General features: G+C 62.7%; 22 protein-coding genes and 1 pseudogene. 19 read left to right on the top strand and 4 right to left on the bottom strand.

Annotation, left to right across the window (positions count from 1 at the left end):
* From CV770_RS29965 to CV770_RS29955, 3 genes and pseudogenes are all read left to right on the top strand, one after another.
* A pseudogene (locus CV770_RS29965) lies at positions 1–336 on the top strand (hypothetical protein); the annotation flags it as partial.
* Positions 336–1,154 (top strand): sugar phosphate isomerase/epimerase family protein, encoded by an 819-nt coding sequence (locus CV770_RS29960; RefSeq protein WP_104464929.1) that lies wholly within the window; start codon positions 336–338, stop codon positions 1,152–1,154. The pseudogene CV770_RS29965 and the gene CV770_RS29960, both read left to right, overlap by 1 nt.
* Before the next feature lie 16 nt (positions 1,155–1,170).
* Positions 1,171–2,910, top strand: a complete 1,740-nt coding sequence (locus tag CV770_RS29955; RefSeq protein WP_104464928.1) for an FAD-dependent oxidoreductase — start codon at positions 1,171–1,173, stop codon at positions 2,908–2,910.
* Between the two features lie 333 nt (positions 2,911–3,243).
* On the opposite strand, the gene CV770_RS29950 is transcribed toward CV770_RS29955, so the two are convergent.
* A complete protein-coding gene (locus tag CV770_RS29950) occupies positions 3,244–4,227 on the bottom strand; it encodes a LysR family transcriptional regulator (RefSeq protein ID WP_104464927.1) in 984 nt (327 codons plus the stop codon).
* Between the two features lie 103 nt (positions 4,228–4,330).
* On the opposite strand from CV770_RS29950, the gene CV770_RS29945 reads away from it, so the two are divergent.
* Genes CV770_RS29945 through CV770_RS29890 form a run of 12 tightly spaced genes read left to right on the top strand, consistent with a single transcriptional unit; the run spans position 4,331 to position 13,671 of the window.
* Positions 4,331–5,275, top strand: coding sequence for a ketopantoate reductase family protein (locus tag CV770_RS29945; protein WP_104464926.1), 945 nt, complete (start codon positions 4,331–4,333; stop codon positions 5,273–5,275).
* Between the two features lie 4 nt (positions 5,276–5,279).
* Positions 5,280–5,666, top strand: coding sequence for a VOC family protein (locus CV770_RS29940; RefSeq protein ID WP_104464925.1), 387 nt, complete (start codon positions 5,280–5,282; stop codon positions 5,664–5,666).
* A 12-nt stretch (positions 5,667–5,678) separates the two neighbouring features.
* Entirely contained in the window at positions 5,679–6,149 is a 471-nt protein-coding gene (locus tag CV770_RS29935) for a MaoC family dehydratase (RefSeq protein WP_104464924.1), read from the top strand.
* Complete coding sequence (locus CV770_RS29930) at positions 6,146–7,387, top strand: CaiB/BaiF CoA transferase family protein (RefSeq protein ID WP_201760104.1); 1,242 nt, start codon at positions 6,146–6,148, stop codon at positions 7,385–7,387. The genes CV770_RS29935 and CV770_RS29930 overlap by 4 nt, the downstream gene beginning before the upstream one ends.
* A gap of 3 nt (positions 7,388–7,390) precedes the next feature.
* A complete protein-coding gene (gene aroE, locus CV770_RS29925) occupies positions 7,391–8,218 on the top strand; it encodes a shikimate dehydrogenase (RefSeq protein ID WP_091964657.1) in 828 nt (275 codons plus the stop codon).
* Between the two features lie 6 nt (positions 8,219–8,224).
* Entirely contained in the window at positions 8,225–9,088 is an 864-nt protein-coding gene (locus tag CV770_RS29920; protein WP_201760103.1) for a shikimate dehydrogenase, read from the top strand.
* A gap of 51 nt (positions 9,089–9,139) precedes the next feature.
* Positions 9,140–9,808 (top strand): amino acid ABC transporter permease, encoded by a 669-nt coding sequence (locus CV770_RS29915; RefSeq protein ID WP_091964656.1) that lies wholly within the window; start codon positions 9,140–9,142, stop codon positions 9,806–9,808.
* 12 nt (positions 9,809–9,820) lie between these two features.
* Positions 9,821–10,477 carry an amino acid ABC transporter permease gene (locus tag CV770_RS29910; protein ID WP_104464923.1) on the top strand — a complete coding sequence of 219 codons (657 nt, stop codon included), beginning with the start codon at positions 9,821–9,823 and terminating at the stop codon, positions 10,475–10,477.
* 56 nt (positions 10,478–10,533) lie between these two features.
* Positions 10,534–11,361, top strand: coding sequence for a transporter substrate-binding domain-containing protein (locus CV770_RS29905; RefSeq protein ID WP_091964652.1), 828 nt, complete (start codon positions 10,534–10,536; stop codon positions 11,359–11,361).
* A gap of 59 nt (positions 11,362–11,420) precedes the next feature.
* Positions 11,421–12,167 carry an amino acid ABC transporter ATP-binding protein gene (locus CV770_RS29900; RefSeq protein ID WP_091964650.1) on the top strand — a complete coding sequence of 249 codons (747 nt, stop codon included), beginning with the start codon at positions 11,421–11,423 and terminating at the stop codon, positions 12,165–12,167.
* 13 nt (positions 12,168–12,180) lie between these two features.
* On the top strand, positions 12,181–12,630 hold the full coding sequence (gene aroQ / locus CV770_RS29895; RefSeq protein ID WP_091964648.1) for a type II 3-dehydroquinate dehydratase: 450 nt from the start codon (positions 12,181–12,183) through the stop codon (positions 12,628–12,630).
* A 6-nt stretch (positions 12,631–12,636) separates the two neighbouring features.
* Positions 12,637–13,671, top strand: coding sequence for a Gfo/Idh/MocA family protein (locus tag CV770_RS29890; RefSeq protein ID WP_104464922.1), 1,035 nt, complete (start codon positions 12,637–12,639; stop codon positions 13,669–13,671).
* A gap of 25 nt (positions 13,672–13,696) precedes the next feature.
* Here CV770_RS29890 and CV770_RS29885 read toward each other — a convergent pair whose 3' ends face one another.
* Both CV770_RS29885 and CV770_RS29880 read right to left on the bottom strand, forming a co-directional pair.
* Complete coding sequence (locus CV770_RS29885; RefSeq protein ID WP_091964644.1) at positions 13,697–14,038, bottom strand: hypothetical protein; 342 nt, start codon at positions 14,036–14,038, stop codon at positions 13,697–13,699.
* A gap of 104 nt (positions 14,039–14,142) precedes the next feature.
* On the bottom strand, positions 14,143–14,598 hold the full coding sequence (locus CV770_RS29880; protein WP_018322651.1) for an Hsp20 family protein: 456 nt from the start codon (positions 14,596–14,598) through the stop codon (positions 14,143–14,145).
* A gap of 325 nt (positions 14,599–14,923) precedes the next feature.
* On the opposite strand from CV770_RS29880, the gene CV770_RS29875 reads away from it, so the two are divergent.
* A complete protein-coding gene (locus tag CV770_RS29875) occupies positions 14,924–15,148 on the top strand; it encodes a hypothetical protein (RefSeq protein ID WP_049815116.1) in 225 nt (74 codons plus the stop codon).
* A complete protein-coding gene (locus tag CV770_RS29870) occupies positions 15,145–15,324 on the top strand; it encodes a hypothetical protein (RefSeq protein ID WP_028143162.1) in 180 nt (59 codons plus the stop codon). The genes CV770_RS29875 and CV770_RS29870 overlap by 4 nt, the downstream gene beginning before the upstream one ends.
* Positions 15,325–15,340: 16 nt before the next feature.
* Here the strand turns inward: CV770_RS29870 and CV770_RS29865 are convergent, their stop codons facing one another.
* Complete coding sequence (locus tag CV770_RS29865) at positions 15,341–16,252, bottom strand: LysR family transcriptional regulator (protein ID WP_091964846.1); 912 nt, start codon at positions 16,250–16,252, stop codon at positions 15,341–15,343.
* Positions 16,253–16,365: 113 nt separating this feature from the next.
* Between CV770_RS29865 and CV770_RS29860 the strand changes: the two genes are divergently transcribed.
* Both CV770_RS29860 and CV770_RS29855 read left to right on the top strand, forming a co-directional pair.
* Positions 16,366–16,998, top strand: a complete 633-nt coding sequence (locus CV770_RS29860; protein WP_104464921.1) for a DsbA family protein — start codon at positions 16,366–16,368, stop codon at positions 16,996–16,998.
* A gap of 43 nt (positions 16,999–17,041) precedes the next feature.
* Positions 17,042–17,941: an MBL fold metallo-hydrolase gene (locus tag CV770_RS29855; RefSeq protein WP_129590982.1), complete on the top strand. Its 900-nt coding sequence runs from the start codon at positions 17,042–17,044 to the stop codon at positions 17,939–17,941.
* The last annotated feature ends 196 nt before the right edge of the window (positions 17,942–18,137 follow it).

Genomic DNA, 18,137 nt, shown 5'->3' with positions numbered 1-18,137 from the left:
GAGGGGGCCACGATCATGGCGCTGCGGATCGAAAAACTGCCGGCAGGTCCGCAAAAATTGGCCCAGGCGCTCGTTGCGTGCGACGGGATCGCCGCCGTGCAGATCGGCGCAACCGACGAGGCGCGGACGTTGGTGCCGACGACTGAGAAGGGCATGCGGAAGGACGAGGGCTTTTTCGCCGGGCTTCTGCTGGTCGAGGCACTCGACGAGGCCTCGTTGCAGGCCGCCTTGCAGCAGGCGCGCACGATTGCGCCTGACGTCATGGACCGGGCGAGCGAGCCGGAAGTCTATCAGGGTATGTTCGCGCTCGACGCCCGCATCGCGGATTTCGACTGATGGCCACGTTCTCGCTCGCCGCGTTAACCGTGCTCGAGCTGGCGCCGCCCGAGATGATCGAGCTGGCGGCGCGTTGCGGCTACGACAAAGTCGGGCTGAGGCTGTTGCCGGCAACGCCTGGCGGGGTCGCCTACCGTCTGATGGACGATGCGCCGCTGTTGCGGGAGACACTCCGGCGGTTGCAGTCGACGGGCGTGACCGTCGCCGATATCGAGGTCGTTGCATTCAGACCGGAGACGGATGTTGGCTCCTTCACACCCTTCTTCGAGGCGGGGGCGCGCCTCGGCGCCAAACACATTCTCGTCGCCGCCTACGATCCGGATCTGGCACGATTTTCCGACCGCTACCGGCAGTTTTGCGAGGCGGCGGCACAGTACGGTCTGACGTCCGATCTCGAATTCATGCCCTGGACCAGCGTTCCGGACCTCGAGACCGCAATCCGGCTCGTCGGTGGTATCGATCATCCCGCTGCCGGCATTCTGGTCGATGCGCTGCATTTCGATCGATCGCAGAGTTCGCTTGGGGATCTCCGCACCATCCCCGCGCGGCGGCTGCACTACTGGCAACTCTGCGACGGTCCGGCCGAACGCCCGTCGACGACGGAGCAGCTCATCCATGCCGCGCGCGAGGAGCGGATGTTTCCGGGCGAGGGCGGCCTAGATATCGTCGGACTGGCGAGGGCGATGCCGGACGACCTCACCATCAGCATCGAGGTTCCGACCGTCCAGTTGGCGAAGACTGTTGATGCCGAAACGCGTGCGCGCCGGGCGCTCGCGGCGGGTAAGACCGTGGTCGAGAGGGCGCGCGCGAACTCCTGAAGGAAGGGTGCTCCGGATGCCGGAAGGCGATCGCTCCTGGGACGTCGAGACCGATCTGCTGGTCGTGGGCGCAGGTGCGGCCGGAATGACGGCAGCGCTGGTCGGTGCCCTCGAAGGCCTCAACGTTGTCCTTTGCGAAAAGTCGGAGATGGTTGGCGGGACGACCGCGACCTCTGCCGGTACCGTCTGGATCCCGGGCAGCCGGCAGGGACAGCTTGCCGGAACGCCCGATACGGTCGATGCCGCGCGCACCTATCTGACCGCGATGCTCGGCGAGCACGCAACTGACGAACGCCTGGATATGTTCCTCAAGGCCGGGCCGGTCGTGCTCGACTATCTCGAGCAGAAGACAAACGTGCGGTTCGCTGCGCCGCCGGTCCATCCCGACTACAAACAGCTTCCGGGGGCGGCGATCGGCGGTCGCGCGCTCGGGGCCGTTCCGTTCGACGGCCGCAAGCTCGGCGACGATTTTGCCCGGGTGAGGCCGCCGCGCCGGGAATTCATGGTTCTCGGCGGCATGATGGTCGGGAAGGCGGATATTCCTGCGCTGCTGGCGCCCTTCCGCAACTGGACGAATTTTCGGCACGTCATCGGTCTTCTGACCCGACATGCGCTGGATCGCATCAGCCACAAGCGCGGAACACGCCTGATCATGGGCAACGCGCTTGTCGCAAGACTGCTTGAGGGCGTCCGCCGCGCCGGCGTCGACCTGAGATTTGAGACGGTACTTCGCGAGATCATCTGCGATGGCGACGATGTCGCCGGCGCGGTGCTCTCGGCTCCGATCGGAGAGGTGGCCGTCCGCGCCCGCAAGGGCGTGGTGCTGGCGACAGGCGGCATCGGCTGGAGCCGTGAGCTGCGCGAACGGCTGTTTCCCGAAGCCGCACGCCGCTTTTCGCTCGCGCCTTCATCCAACACTGGAGACGGTATCCTGACGGCCGAACGCGTCAACGCCGTCGTCGAGCGCGACCTCGAAAGCCCGGCCTTATGGATGCCGAGTTCGGTGATGGCGCAGGCCGACGGCCATGTGTCGGTCTTCCCGCACATCATGCTCGATCGTGCCAAGCCTGGATTGCTCGCCGTCAACAAATCGGGGCGCCGCTTCGTAAATGAAGCCGACTCCTACCACGACTTCGTCGCAGCGATGTTGCGCTCGAACGCTTCGGCAGCGACGGCCTTCCTAATCTGCGACCGCGCATTCATCAGGGATTTTGGTATCGGGCTGGTTCACCCCGGGACCAGCAATCTGAGCGGCTTCCTGGAGGCAAAGTACTTGCTGGAGGGCGAAACCATCGGGGCGTTGGCCCACAAGATCGGCGTGGACGGCGACCAGCTTGTTCAAACAGTCGAGCGATACAATGGCTTTGCCGAAATCGGCGTCGACGAAGACTTTGGCCGGGGCTCCAGCGAACTGAACCGGGTCAATGGCGATTCCCGGAGCAAGCCAAATCCGTGCCTGCGACGGATCGGGCCAGGACCATATTATGCGGTGACTGTCTGGCCGTCGGATCTAGCCAGCAGCGCTGGCTTGCGCACCGATTCATGCAGCCGCGTCTTCTCCCGCGACGGGAAGATTCTATCCGGGTTATACGCGGTCGGTACCGACTCATCCTCGATCTTCCGCGGCACCTACCCGGGGCCCGGAACAATGATTGGCCCGGCCATTGTGTTCGGCTGGTGTGCCGCGATGGATGCCGCAGAGGTTCTGCCGGATCTCACGGCCTCCTGCCACAACAGAGGGCTAAGGAGCGGGTGAGTTAGCCGTGAACTTCCAGGGAACTCCGCCCTCGACTGAGGCCCTTCAGCGCGGGCGCGGTTCGCTCTCCAAGACTTGACCGAGAGATCCTGCGTGGAGTTGTCGTTCATTTGGAAATGGCTGCTAAGTATTTGAGCTTCCCAGAGGTCATTTTGGGCCACTTTTCCAAACCCGCCCTGAAATCGTTGAATAATCAAACAGATTTTGATTCCGCCATTCGGAGGTTCGATCCCTCCCGCCCCAGCCAGCGCTTAAGCTGCTGTCTTGCGCAAGGCGGACGTTTAGCTTCGATCGTATGGCAGCGAAGAGCCGAAAACTGCCTCAATAAGCGCTTCACTGCGACCGCATTTTGCGTGGCCCTCGTTTCTTTGGCCGACTGGAAGGATGCAGCCCCCGCACTTCCTGCTGTTGAAAAAGTTCCGCGCAGATGCCACGCAGCCATTGGCTTGCCGGATCGTGATGGAAGCGGGCATGCCAATATTGCTTCACAGTAAACCCGGCGATCGCCAGCGGGCAGTCGAGCACGCGCAGTCCGTAATAGTGAGCCAGCGTTTCGCCAATGTGCCTTGGCAGGGTGGCGATCAGGTCGGTCGTCCCCACGATTGCGGGCAGTCCCAAGAAGCCGGGTAGCTCAAGCGCCACGTCAAGGACTATCCGCTGCTCCTGTAGCGCGGTCCCGAGCAACTGATGTCCAGTGCCGGAGCGAATGAGGACGTGGGCTTCGCGCCTGAAATTCTTTGCGGTGATACGGTCGCGGATCCGGGCATGTTTAGCGTTTGCCAAGCAGACCCAATCCTGCGGAAAAAGTGCCTGTTGGAAATGTCCGGCGTCGAGACCCGAGATGTATCCGAGGGCCAGATCGGCTTCACCGGATTGTAGCATCCGTGGGGTGTCCGCGCCGATCTGTGTCGCCTCGATACGAACGCCCGGGGCGACGCGGCGGATGTGAGCGAGGATGGACGGAAGCAGCGTGACGTGGCTTCCATCCGTCATGCAGATCGCAAAACGGCGCTTTGCGGTTGAGGGATCGAAGTCGGTGCGAAGCTCAGCCAGACGACGCAGCGTTTCCAGGGCCTGCCTCGCCGTGCCGATGAGAGCCTCGGCGCGCGGCGTTGGCAGCATTCCCTCCGCCGACCGGATGAAGAGCGGATCGTCCAGTTCCTTACGCAGTCGCGCCAGCCAGATCGAGATGGTCGGCTGACTTTGACCGAGCTTTTCTGCGGCCTTGGTGACGCTGCCCGTGGCGAATAACGCGTCAAAGAGCCTCAGCAGGCGCGGGTCCAGCAGGTTGGTCTCGACATTATCCGCGTACGTCATTGCGATTCACAATAATGGATATAATGATCATATCATATCTTAATATCGATCGGCCTGCTACCACGCTTCCAGCGCCAAGAAGGGCGCGCGGGGAAGCGTTCGGATGAGGATCTGCTTTATTGGAGCGGGAGCCTTGGGCTCGACCATCGGCGGCACGCTGGCGCGCGGCGGTGCCGAGGTGTGGTTGATCGATCCGTTCCAGGCTCATGTCGACGCCATCAATGCCGCGGGCCTTCGGATGCTCGAAGGCGACGCCGAAACCATCGTGAAGGTCGCCGCTTGCACCTCCGCGGCCCAAGTCGGCGTAGAGGCCGACCTCGTCATCGTCCTCGTCAAATCCTACTACACGCGGGATGCGATCCGCGCTGCAGCGCCGATCATTGGGCCGCAGACGGTTGTGATGTCACTTCAGAACGGTCTTGGTCACGAAGACATCCTTTCGGAGGAAGTTGGTCGTGAGCGGGTCATGGCGGGCAAGACCTACGTTGGTGGCGTGCTGCTTGGCCCCGGTCATGTTCGCTCCGGGGTCATCGGCAAGGAAACCATCATCGGTGAACTTGACGGACGCTTGACGGAACGCGCGCAGCGAATCTCCGAGGCTTTCGATCGTGCCGGCATTCTCACACTGCTCAGCGACAACATCTTGGGCACGATGTGGGACAAGCTCTTTATCAACGTCGCCGGCGGCGGCGTTACCGCCATTACCGGCCTGACCTATGGCGGCCTCTATTCGCTCCCCATCCTGGAGGAATGCGCGCTGGCAGCGATTTCAGAGGGCATCGCGGTAGCGCAGGCGGCCGGTGTGAAGATCTCGATCACCGACCCGCTCCGCGCCTGGACAATGGCATCCGCCGGTCTGCCGCCCGAGTTCAAGACGTCGATGTTGCAGAGCTTGCAGTCCGGCAATCCGACCGAGGTTGACTACATTCACGGCTCCGTCGTGCGTTGGGGCGCAAAGCTCAACGTGCCGACCCCGGTCAATTCTACCCTCGTCGCGTTGGTCAAAGGGCTCGAATACGCCCGCAGCGACTATCCTGGAAAGAGCTGAGACGATGTCGCTGCCTCGCGCTTATATCGAGCACGTCGCGATCCGTGTGCCGGACATTGATCGTCACGTCGACTTCTTTCGCGAGGTGCTTGGTCTCGCCATTCGCGACGAGCAACCCGCCGATGGTGCGCGCCCGCGCCAGGTGTGGGTGCTCGGAAGCGTGCAACTCATCGAGGATCCGAATTTTGTCGGACCGGAGGGGCGTCTCGCCCATCTCGGCATCATGGTCGACGACTACGAAGGCGTGCTCGCCCGCGCCGCCGCATGGGGCGCGAGGGCGTTGCCCGCGGGGCCAAACTGGCTCGAACTGCCGGGCGGGCTCAACGTCGAAATCTTGCAAGCCAGCGCAGGCGCTGTGGAAGCCGCCCTGGCGATCAATCCACGGGCCTAGGGAAAACGCGACATGATCGATGAGCGCTACTGGGACGATGCCAAGGTCGGTGACGAATGCGTCACGCCCTCGGTGACGGTCACCGAGGCGATGGTGAATGCCTATGCCGAGCTGACGGGTGATTTTACCCCGGTCCATGTCGACGAGGAATACGCCAAGACCACACCATTCGGCACGCGCGTCGCGCACGGGCTGTTTGGTCTGTCGCTGGCCGACGGTTTGAAGACCCGTGCCGACTACCGCTTCCTTCCAGGAATGTCGCTGGGCTGGACGTGGGATTTCAAGCTGCCGATCAAGCTCGGCGACACCGTGCACGTGAAGTTCCGTGTCGGCTCGATGCGCATCACGAAGCGTGATGGGTGGGGTATCGTGGTGCTGCCCTCGGAGCTGATCAATCAGCGCGGCGAAGTGGTGCAGCTAGGTGAGCATCGGTTGATGATTCCGATGCGCCCGAAGAACAACGCCGCAGGAGAGCAGGCATGACCGCGCAAGATCTGCCGCTCCAAGATCTGCCGCTCAAAGGCATTCGCGTCATCGACTACAGCCATTTCCTGGCAGGCCCGTTCATGGGCCGTTGCCTCGCCGCGATGGGCGCTGAGGTCATCAAGGTGGAGCGTCCGAAGCAAGGCGATGCGGGACGCGCCCACGGATATTTCAAGGACGGGCAGTCCGGCTACTTCCTGCAGCAGAACATGGGAAAGCAGGGGCTCTGCATCGACCTGCGCGACAAGCGCGGTCTCGAGATGATGATGAAGCTCGTCGACACGGCCGATGTCTTCATCGAGAACTACCGCCCCGGCGCACTCGAGCGCCTCGGGCTCGGTTACAAGGCGCTGTCGGCACGGAATCCCAGACTGATCTACTGCTCGGTCTCCGCTTACGGACACACCGGTCCCTATGCCGACCGTCCGGGCTTCGGTCTGATCGCAGAGGCGATGTCGGGTGCACTGGCGCAACTGGGCACTCCCGGTGAAGCTCCGCCGTTGCTGCGGATGCCGCTGGCAGACATGTATACCGGCATCCACGGCGTAGCAGCCATCAACGGGGCGCTGGTCGGCCGCGTATCGTCCGGCCGCGGCCAACACATCGATTTGGCGCTGTACGACTGCATGGTCTCGATGCACGATTATGCGGTTCAGCGTTACTTCCTCTCCAACGGCGCCGACATGCCGAAGCAGACCGGCAGCGGACAGCCGGACTCGACCGTCTACGGCGTCTTCCCTGCTAAGGACGGTAATCTCGTCATCGCCGCGCAAGTCGATGATGCCTGGCGGCGATTGGCGACGCTGATCGGCGGGAGCGCGTTGGCATCCGACGAACGCTTCGCCAAGCCTGCTGCGCGCAACGCCCATTACGCCGAGGCCATGGAGATTGTGCGCAACTGGACTCTGTCACAGCCGTCTCGAAATGCCTGTCTGGCGGCACTCGAGGAAGCAGGTGTGCCGTCCGCTCCCGTGCAGACCATCGAAGAGGTCGTGAAGGATCCGCAGATCCGCGCGCGTGGCATGCTGGTCGAGCAGGAGCATCCCGTGCTGGGCAAGGTGACGTTGCCGAACCTGCCCTTCCGCTTCTCAGATTGCGACACCACGGTGCGCACTCCGGCGCCGCTGCTCGGCCAGGACAATCGCCGCATTGCAGAGTCGCTGGGGCTGTCGGCCGAGCTCGTCGAGGCGATGGTGCGCGACGGCGTGCTGTACAACGAAGCCGCAGTGCAGGAGTGAGCCATGAGCGATCGTTATGCGGTGATAGGCAATCCGATTGGCTTCAGCAAATCACCCCTCATTCACAGTACTTTCGCCAAGACGACGGGACAGGACCTCGTCTATGAGGCGATCGAGGGCCCCCTCAATGGCTTCAACGGACGCGTTGATCAATTCCGGACCGAGGGTGCCAAGGGGTTGAACATCACCGCCCCGTTCAAGCTCGATGCCTTCGAGTACGCAAACGAGCTTTCGGAGAGCGCCGAGCGAGCTGGCGCCGCAAACTGCCTGAAGTTCGTCGGCGATCGGATCATTGCCGAGAATTTCGATGGGATCGGCCTCGTCCGTGACATCACCCTCAATCTCGGCGTCAAAATGGCCGGCCGCCGCGTCCTGATGCTCGGCGCGGGAGGAGCGGCGCGCGGCGCGATGCTGCCGTTCCTGCGCCAGGAGCCCTCGGAGCTGGTTCTCGTCAACCGAACGCTGTCGAAAGCCGTGGCATTGGCGGAAGAGTTTGCCGGCTGTGGTCCCCTGATCGTCAGCGGCTATGCTGAACTGGCCGATCTCGCGGAGGGCTACGACGTCGTTGTCAACGCGACGTCGGCCAGTTTGCGCGGTGAAATGCCGCCGCTTCCAGGCAATGTCTTCCGCGGTGCGGAGCTGGCGTACGAACTCGCCTATGGCAAGGGGCTCACTCCCTTTCTGCACGCGGCCCGCGCCGAAGGCGTGGCCAAGCTGGCCGACGGCGTCGGCATGCTGGTCGAGCAGGCGGCAGAAGCCTTTGCCTGGTGGCGCGGCGTTCGACCGAGCACGGCTCAGGTCATCGCGGCGCTGACCGTTCCATTGCGCTGACGGGCTATGCCGAGCATTCAACCCAAACCCAGCTTCCTCGTCGGCCTGATCGGCAGCGGCATTGCTGCGTCCCGCACGCCGCCCATGCACGAAGCGGCCGCTGATGCCGCTGGCATCCGCTATCTCTACAAGAAGATAGACCTGAACGAGTTGAAGCTCGGCGTCGAAGCCTTGCCCGAGTTGCTCGCCGCCGCGAAGCGGATGGGGTTTGGCGGATTGAATGTGACGCATCCGTGCAAGCAGGCAATTCTTCCGCTGTTGGACGAGCTCTCGCCGGATGCAGAAGCGCTTGGCGCGGTGAACACTGTGGTCATCAATAATGGTCGAATGACCGGCCATAACACGGACTGGTTCGGCTTCGCCGAGAACTTTCGCCGCAACATGCAAGGCGCCCCGCTCGGCCGCGTCGTCCAGTTCGGCGCGGGCGGCGCGGGCGCGGCAGTCGCTTTTGCGCTGATGAAACTCGGCGTGCAGGAGTTGATCATTGTCGACTTGGACCTGGCCAAGGCGCAGAGCGTGGTGGACGGATTGTCCCCCCGATTTGCAGAAGGGCGCTTAAAGGCCGGCCAGGATGTTGCAACGGCCGTGGCGGCCGCAGACGGAATCGTCAACGCAACGCCGATCGGCATGGACAAGTATCCGGGCACGCCGCTGCCGACGGCCTTGCTGCGTCCCGATCTATGGGTCGCCGAGATCGTCTATTTCCCGCTGGAAACCGCACTGCTGCGCGAGGCGCGGGCCCTCGGTTGCCGCACCGTCGACGGCGGCGGCATGGCGATCTTCCAGGGCACCGAAGCATTCCGCCTGTTCACGGGCATTTCACCCGATCCAGACGTCTTCTTCTCAACTTTCGCATCCCTGGGAGGGTGACACCCGGCCGATGGGCGAGCGGCACGCACAACGCCCGAGAGGAAACGCAAGATGGGCTATACGCTCGATTTCTCGGTGGTTTGGCATGCCATGCCCGCGCTGCTGTGGGGGTGCGTGGGCACGTTGGGTCTGGCGCTTGCCGGCATGACACTGGCGATGATTATCGGCGTCGCCGGCGTCGCGGCACGCGATTCGAAGGCGGCCTGGTTACGTGCCATCGTGATCGGCTTCGTCGAGATCGTGCGCAATACGCCTTTCCTGGTGCAGATCTTCTTTCTGTTCTTTGCACTGCCGCTCATCGGATTGAAGCTCAATCCGACCGCCACCGCCATTATCGCACTCGGCGTGAATGGAGGCGCGTACGCCATCGAGATCATCCGTGGCGGCGTGCAGTCTGTTCACCAAGGACAGGTTGAGGCGGGCTACGCGCTCGGTTTGCACAAAGGACAGGTGTTCCGCTTCATTGTACTCAAGCCCGCGCTTCGCGCGATCTACCCGTCGCTCACGGGGCAGTTCATCATGCTGACGCTGACCTCGTCGATCTGTTCGGCCGTCTCTGCCTATGAACTGACATCGGTTGCGCAGCGCATCGAAAGCGACACATTCCGCAGCTTCGAGGTCTATTTCTTCGTCACCGTCCTCTACCTCGCGATCTCCTGGCTGCTGATGTCGGGCTTCGCGATCATCTCCCATCGCTTCTTCTCATATCCGACGCGCTGAGGAGGACGGAATATGACACCGCATTTCGGTCTTCCCGAGTTCGGCTTCCTGCTGCATGGTCTGCAATGGACGGTGCTGCTGACGCTGGTTGCATTCGTCGGCGGCTGTACAGCCGGCCTGATCGTCGCGCTGTTGCGCACCTCTGGTCACAAGACCGTGGAATGGATGGTCCGGATCTATATCGGGATCTTCCAGGGCACACCGCTGCTGCTGCAACTGTTCGTGGTTTATTACGGCTTGGCGCTCGTCGGGTTGAAGCTGTCAGCGTTCGTGGCGGTCGCAATCGGGTTCACCGTCAACGCTTCCGCCTTTCTCGGCGAGATCTGGCGCGGTGCAATACAGGCCGTGCCGCGCGGCCAGTCCGAGGCGGCAATGGCGCTCGGCCTGCATTATTCCTCCCGCATGCGCGACATCGTGCTGCCGCAGGCGATCCGCATCTCGCTGCCGGCGACCATCGGCAATCTCGTGCAACTCATCAAGGGCACCTCGCTCGCCGCCATTGTCGGCTTCATCGAACTCGCCCGCGCCGGCCAAATCGTATCGAACCAGACCTACCAGCCGTTGCTGGTCTTCGGCGTGGTTGGCGCGATGTATTTCATCCTCTGCTGGCCACTCTCATGGTGGGGCAGCCGGATGGAGGCCAGGCTCGCCCTGGCCAATCAAAGGTAGGAACGGCGCACCTACCCAATCAAACACAGCCATCACCAGGAGGAGGAGAACACCAAATGCTATTTTCGATCACTCGCCGCCAGCTCGGCATCGGGCTACTCGCACTGGCGGCTGTCGCCACCGCGGGCAAATTGCAGGCCGCTACGTTGGAAGACGTGAAGAAGAAGGGTGTCGTTGTCATCGGCATTCAGGGCGATAATGCGCCTTGGGGCTTTGTCGACAGCTCGGGAAAGCAGGAGGGCATCGACGCCGACATGGGGCGTGCCTTCGCTGAATTCCTTGGCGTGAAGGCCGAGTTCTCGCCTCTGGCCGTGGCCAATCGTATCCCGGCACTGACCACGGGCCGTGTGGACATCCTGTTCGCGACCATGGCTATGCTGCCAGAGCGTGCGAAGGCGGTGCAGTATTCCAAGCCGTATGTCGCCAACGAAATTACGCTTGTCGCGGCCCAGGCAACGCCGATCAACAGCAATGCCGATATGGGCAAATATGTCATCGGTGTCCCGCGCTCCTCGACGCAAGATACGCAGGTCACCAACAACGCCCCGTCGGGCACCGAGATCCGCAGATTCGACGATGACGCGGCCACGATACAGGCACTGCTCTCTGGCCAGGTCCAGGCCGTGGGTGCCAACTTGTTTTACCCGCAACGTTTGAATGCCGCGAAACCGGAGCTCGGGTTCGAACCGAAGCTTCATTTCTCCGCTCTGTACAACGGTGCATGCACGCGCCTGGGAGACAAGGAGTGGAACGAGACGGTCAACAAGTTCATCGACCAGATCAAGTCGAACGGCAAGCTGGCCGCCTTCTACGCCAAATGGATGAAGGTGCCGGTCCCGGTCTTCCCGGACTCGGTCCCCGGCGTTCCTTTCACCGTTCAGTAGTCCCTGCGAGCGGCTGACGCGCGATCCGCGTTGGCCGCCGCCCGACAGCGGAGGCAAGCATGCAGGACCAGAACCTGATCGAAATGAAGGGCGTGCAGAAGTGGTATGGCGGATACCAGGCGCTTCGCGATGTCGATCTCACCGTACGCAAGGGCGAGAAGATCGTGCTCTGCGGTCCGTCCGGTTCGGGCAAGTCGACGCTGATCCGCTGTATCAACCGCCTGGAGGCGATCCAGCAGGGCAGTATCGTGGTGAACGGTCATCGGCTGGACGACAGCATCAAGGCGATCGATGTCGTACGTCAGGACGTCGGCATGGTTTTTCAGAGCTTCAACCTTTTTCCGCATATGACGGTGTTGCAGAACTGCATGCTCGCCCCCATTCGCGCACGCCGCATCGGCAAGGCCGAGGCAGAGGCGACCGCGCGAAAATATCTGGAGCGGGTACGCATCGGTGACCAGGCCGAGAAATATCCGGCTCAGCTTTCGGGCGGCCAGCAGCAACGTGTCGCGATCGCGCGTGCGCTATGTATGCAGCCGAAGGTGATGCTGTTTGACGAACCGACCTCGGCTCTCGATCCTGAAATGGTCAAGGAGGTGCTCGATACGATGATTGGCCTCGCCAACGACGGCATGACCATGATTTGCGTCACCCACGAGATGGGCTTTGCCCGCCAGGTTGCCGATCGTGTCATCTTCATGGCCGAAGGGCACATCATTGAGGAAGGCGCGCCCGACGCTTTCTTCCGCAATCCACAGCACGCCCGCACCAGGCAGTTCCTCGGCGAGATCCTTGCCCATCACTGAACGGAGTTCTTCCATGAGTCGTCTTGTCTACGTCCTCAACGGGCCAAATCTCAATTTGCTTGGCAAGCGCCAGCCTCACATCTACGGTCACGAGACGCTTGCGGACGTAGAGCGGGATTGCCGGGCGCTGGCCGGGGAGCTTGCACTGGAGATGCGCTTTTACCAATCGAACAGGGAATACGAGCTGATCGACTGGATCCACGAGGCGCGCGAGACGGCTGCCGGTATCGTGATGAATCCCGCGGCCTTCACCCATACGTCGGTCGCCATCCTGGATGCTTTGAACACGTTCGAGGGTATAGTGATCGAGGTGCATATTTCCAACGTGCACAAACGCGAGGAATTCCGCCACCACTCGTTTGTCTCCAAACGAGCTGATGGGGTCATCGCGGGCTTCGGAACACAGGGTTATCTGCTCGGCTTGCGTCGTGTGGCCAAGCTGCTCGATGAGAAGAAGGGGTAGTATCGCATGAGTGCACCCGTCGGCCTGTCAGTGATGGGAGCGGGTCTCATCGGCAAGCGACACATCGAACACATTCTCGCGCGGCCGGAGGCGGTGCTGTCGTCGATCGTCGATCCGACGCCGGCGGCACGCGAGTTGGCGGTTTCGCTGAAGGTGGACTGGTTTCCATCGTTGCAGGACATGCTGTCCAAGAACCGGCCCGAGGGGGTGGTTGTCGCCACCCCCAATCAGATGCACGTGGCCAACGGCATGGATTGTATCGCTGCGGGCCTCCCGGCTCTCATCGAGAAGCCGTTAGCGGATGACGTCGTCGCGGCACAGGCCCTGGTCGAAGCCTCCGAACGGGCGGGGGTGCCGCTGCTCACCGGCCATCATCGCCGCCACAATCCGATGATCCAACGCGCCAAGGCGGAGATCGAGAGCGGTCGCCTCGACCAGATCGTGTCGGTCCATGGCATGTTCTGGCTGATCAAGCCGGACGAATATTTCGATGTGGGCTGGCGCCGCGAAAAAGGAGCCGGGCCTGTTTTCCTGAATCTCATTCACGATATTGACCTGCTGCGGTACCTGTGTGGGGATATCGCGGCTGTTCAAGCTGCCCAATCCAATCGACTGCGTGGAAATGCGGTTGAAGAGACAGCGGTGATGATCCTGCACTTCGTCTCCGGCGCGCTGGGAACGGTCAACGTCTCCGATACCATCCAGTCGCCTTGGAGCTGGGAATTCACCGCTGGTGAGAACCCGGCGTACAGCCATACGCCGGAGACGTGCTATCACATCGGCGGCACGAGGGCATCGCTGGCTATTCCCCAGCTCGATCTATGGCATCATCCGAGCAAGGCCAGCTGGTGGGCGCCGATCGAGCGCGAGCGGCTGAGCTACGAGAAGGAAGACCCGCTCGGCCTGCAGATCGCAAATTTCTGCCGGGTTATCCGCGGCACGGCCAAGCCTGTGGTGAGCGGGCGCGAGGGGCTGAAGACCCTCAGAGTGATCGACGCGGTCAAACGCGCAGCGGAAACCGGATATCTCGTGTCCGTTTGATACTGGAAAGCCAAGCCGGTTTTGTTCAGATCCTTTGGCTGGTCCTCGATGACGGCGTTGCGGCGGCCCAGGGCCGCCGCAGCCGCATCGGGACGCCGCCGCCGGGCGGCGGGTCGTCGTCATCATCGAGCTTGCGGAGCGCGGCGAGGATGTCCGCGAGCCGGATCGGCTGATCCATGCCGGGAATCTCGCGCAGTGCCGGATGGGATTCGACGGCGTACATGTCCGAGGCCCAGGACGACAATATGATCCGCTTCTCCGCTGTCGAGAGCTTGCCGTCGTCGAGGACGGCGCTTGGCGATGCATAATGCGCAGCGGGATGGAACAGCGCGCCGAGACCGCCGGTGGTCGCATTGGCATTGGTCATCACTTGTCTCCCTCTACACTCCTTTCGAAGGGATGGTCCGATCGGCGGATGGCGATCCGGTCGCCATCCGCCATGGTCGTCGCAGTCAAACGCGTTCGACCGGCCTAAGCCGCCTTCTTCTGCTCGATCTGCGGTGACGCAGCACCCGCGATCTGGATCCGGCGCGGCTTCATGGCTTCCGGAATCTCGCGCAGGAGATCGATGACCAGGAGACCGTCCTGAAAAGCGGCCTGCTTGACCTGGACGTAGTCCGCGAGATTGAACACGCGGCGGAACGGACGCGCGGCGATACCCTGATAGAGATATTCGCGCGTGGCGCTGTCCGGCTTCCGGCCCTCGATGGTGAGCGCGTTCTGTTCGGCGGTTACGCTGATGTCGTTGACGCCAAAGCCCGCCACGGCCAGCGTGATCCGGTATTGGTCTTCGCCGGAGCGCTCGATGTTGTAGGGGGGATAATTGTCCTCGCCCGCCTGGCGCAGCGTGCTGTCGACGAGGTCGGCCAGATGGTCGAAGCCGATGGTGGAGCGCCACAGCGGCGCGAAGTCAAAGGTGGTCCTCATACCAAGTCCTCCAAAGAGCAAGATGGATACGAAGGAGCGCCAGTCAGGAATCGGAACAGATCCGAAGACCCGGCCCGGCGCCCGCGCCGGACCCGATCGGGGCATCCGGCACACCGCTCTCGCGGCGAAAAACGACTTAGAGCGCCGCAAGGACCTTGCAAGAGGGACGCGTAAAATTTTTTCGGTGGCTCCCGGCGGCGTCCGGGAAGCGGCGAGAGAGGGGCTTGACAGCAAAACAAGCCTGAATATTTTTTGCGCCGGAAGATGCTTCTTCCGACACTGCTAATTCGAAAAGGACCGTGAAAGACCGTCAGGAGTGACGACGATGCTCGATCAGGATTTCGCCCGCATCCGCGCGCACCGCAACAACCTCTCTCGTTATCGACGTTTGCTCAAGACTGAGCTGTCGGACATTGAGCGCCAGTTTATCGAACGACGCCTCGCCGAGGAGCAGACCGCGCTCGAGGCTCTCGCCGCCGATGCCTTCCCGGCCGCATTCACCGTTCCGAATACACCATCGGCGATTGCCACGACCGGAGCGGAACGATGAGTGACGTCCGCAACCTCCTCATCAGCGGCAGCGAGAAGGTGATCGGGCACTATCGCGTGTTGCTGGCCGGTGCCAGAAGCGAGAGCGAACGCGAGCTCTACCGCGCCCGGATCGAGCGCGAGCAGCGCCTGCTTGACGCTCTGCGGGGCGGCCTGCCGGATCGATCGGCGGCGTGAACAGGGCGCGCATGTGTCATTCCGGAAATTTGCTGGCGAGCGTGCGGCCTTCCTGCACCAGCATGGCCACGAACGCCGTGATCTTCGGCGGCCGGAACCGGGCCGCGGGGTACACGGCATGGATCCCGCCGGCCGGCAAGCTCCAGGATGGCAGGACATGGACCAGCCGGCGGGACTTCAAATGCTCCGCGGCCAAATAGTCGGGCAGCACGCAGAGTCCGCCGCCGGCGAGGGCTGCGCCCAGCACCGCAGGCGTCGTGTTGATCGAGATCGACTGCCGCATGCGGATCGTGCGGCTGTCGATATCGCGTCTGGTGAAGCGCCAGACCAGCGGCTCGTCGAGCGCTCCGTTGGCGATGAACGGCAGAGCCGCAAGCTCATCGGGCGTCATGCCTCTGAACGCCGCGGCCACGTCCGGCGCGGCCACCAGCAATTGTCGAAACGATCCGATCCGCCTGGCCTGCTGACTTGAATCGTTCAGCCAGCCGACCCGGATCGACAGGTCGATCTGGTTGGCGAGGAGGTCCGTTCGCGTGTCCGACAGGATCAGCTCGACACTGCAAGCGGGATATTTTCGCGCAAACTTCGCCGCCAGCGGCGCGATCATCGTTGCGCCATAGTCGTTCGGCGCGGCGATCCGCAGCATGCCCATCGGCTCGGCATTGGTCTGGGCGAGCTCGTCCACGGCATCTTCCGCCGTGCGCAGGATCATGACGCAACGGGCATGCAGCAACCGGCCGGCTTCGGTCGGCTCGACCCTCCTGGTGGTCCGCAGCAGCAAGGCCGTTTTCAATTCCGCTTCGAGCCGTGCCACCTGCTGGCTGACGACGGTCTTGGTGATGCCGAGGCGCTCCGCAGCGCGTGTGAACGAGCCGGCATCGACCACGGCTGCGAAATAAGCGAGGCGGTTGAGGTTGATCGCTTCCATGCGGTCGTCGCCATTGTTAGCTAATAACAAACAATATGTACCATTATCTGATATTTATCAAATAATGATCGGCCGCTAGGTTTCTCTGCATCGAACATTGGCGGCCCGAAATCATGCAAATCACCTATCTCTTCGACCCTCTCTGCGGCTGGTGCTACGGCGCATCGCCGGTGCTGGAGCAGCTTGCCGCGCACGGCGATGCCACCCTGGTGCTGGCACCGACCGGCCTGTTTGCGGGCCCTGCGGCGCGGACCATGGACCAGCATTTTGCCGCCTATGCCTGGCAGAACGACCAGCGCATCGCGCGGTTGACCGGCCAGCCGTTCAGTGAGGCCTATCGCACTGGCATTCTCGGCAATACCGGCCGCCTGTTCGACTCGGCGGCGGCGACCCTTGGCGTCGTCGCCGTGGGTCTCACTGACCCCATCCGTGAGCTCGAGGCGCTCAAGCTCTTGCAGCGCGCCCGCTACGTCGATGGCCGCGATAATTCCAGCCTTCAAATCGTCGCCGACGTGCTCGAGGGCGCGCAACTGACCGATGCGGCACGGCGCGTGCGGGCGCCTGACGATGCATTGATCGCGGCTTACCAGACGCGGATCGCGGCCGCGCGCGCCGACATGACGCGATTTGGGGCCGGTGGCGTGCCGGCTCTGGTGGTCGGCGAGGGCGCCGGACGGAGGCTGCTCGACGGCAGCATGCTGTTCGGGCGGTTCGATCTGCTGGCCGCACAACTCCGTGCCGCCTGATCACCCAAACCGATTTTCCCTGCAGAGTTCAATGGAGAGAGCCATGTTGTCGAGGAGACAGATCATGAAGACCAGCCTTGCCGCGGGTGCCGCCGCTCTATTCGCGGCCGCCGACGTCGGCCATGCCGCAGAGGCCAAGCTGAGCTGGAAACATTTTCCCGCAGGCCCCAACGGATTTTTCCGTGCGCCCGTCCTGCTTTCCGGTCCGACCGAGGCGGTGCTGATCGACGGCGGCTTCTCCTATCCGGACGGACGCGCGCTCGTCGAGGCGATCAAGGCGAGCGGCAAGAAGCTCACCACCATCTACATCAGCCAATCCGATCCCGACTATTATTTCAGCCTGAAGCCGGTGCGCGAGGCTTTCCCGAATGCCAAGGTGCTGGCGGCGTCCGTGACGCTCGCGGCCATCAAGGCGAATGTGGAGAAGAAGCTCGCCGTCTGGGGACCGCAGCTCAAGGAGAACGGTCCGCAGACGCTCGCCGATGTCGTTCTGCCGGAAGCGTTCGATGGGGCTTCTCTTGCGGTTGACGGCGAGGCGATCGAAATCGTCAACGCCGAAGGTCTCGCCAACCGCCGCTATCTCTTCGTTCCGTCCTTGAATGCCGTGTTCGGCGGCGTGATGGTCTTCTCCGGCGTGCATGTCTGGACCGCCGATACCCCGACCAAGGAGCAGCGCGCAGCCTGGATCGCCAACCTCGACAAGATCGCGGCCCGCAAGCCATCCCTCGTCGTGCCCGGTCACATGGAATTAGGTGTCGCCGTCGATCTTTCCGCTGTCGAGCATACCAGGACATATCTGCTCGCATTCGACGAAGAGCTGGCGAAGGCCGCTGACAGCGCTGCGCTGAAGGCTGCCATGGAAGCGCGCTTCCCGAATCTCGGCATGGGCGTCGCGCTCGATATCGGCTCCAAGGTCGCCAAGGGCGAGATGAAGTGGGGCTGAGGGCAGGGGATTCGCATTCGAGAGCTGTTCCTGCGGCCATCCTTCGAGACGCCCGCCTTTAGGCGGGCTCTCAGGATGAGGACAAGTCCGGGCCCGCGAGCCCGGCGGCAAAGGCCCATGCGCGCTGCGATCTTGCCGTGGCGGCCAGTCCCTGTAATCTGGCGAAAACACCAGGCAAACGGCGCAGGGAAGGAAT

The organism is Bradyrhizobium sp. AC87j1, assembly GCF_002936975.1.
Taxonomy (GTDB): Bacteria; Pseudomonadota; Alphaproteobacteria; order Rhizobiales; family Xanthobacteraceae; genus Bradyrhizobium; species Bradyrhizobium shewense.
The sequence above is the reverse complement of the archived record's forward strand: the minus strand, read 5'-3'. Positions and strand labels throughout refer to the sequence as shown.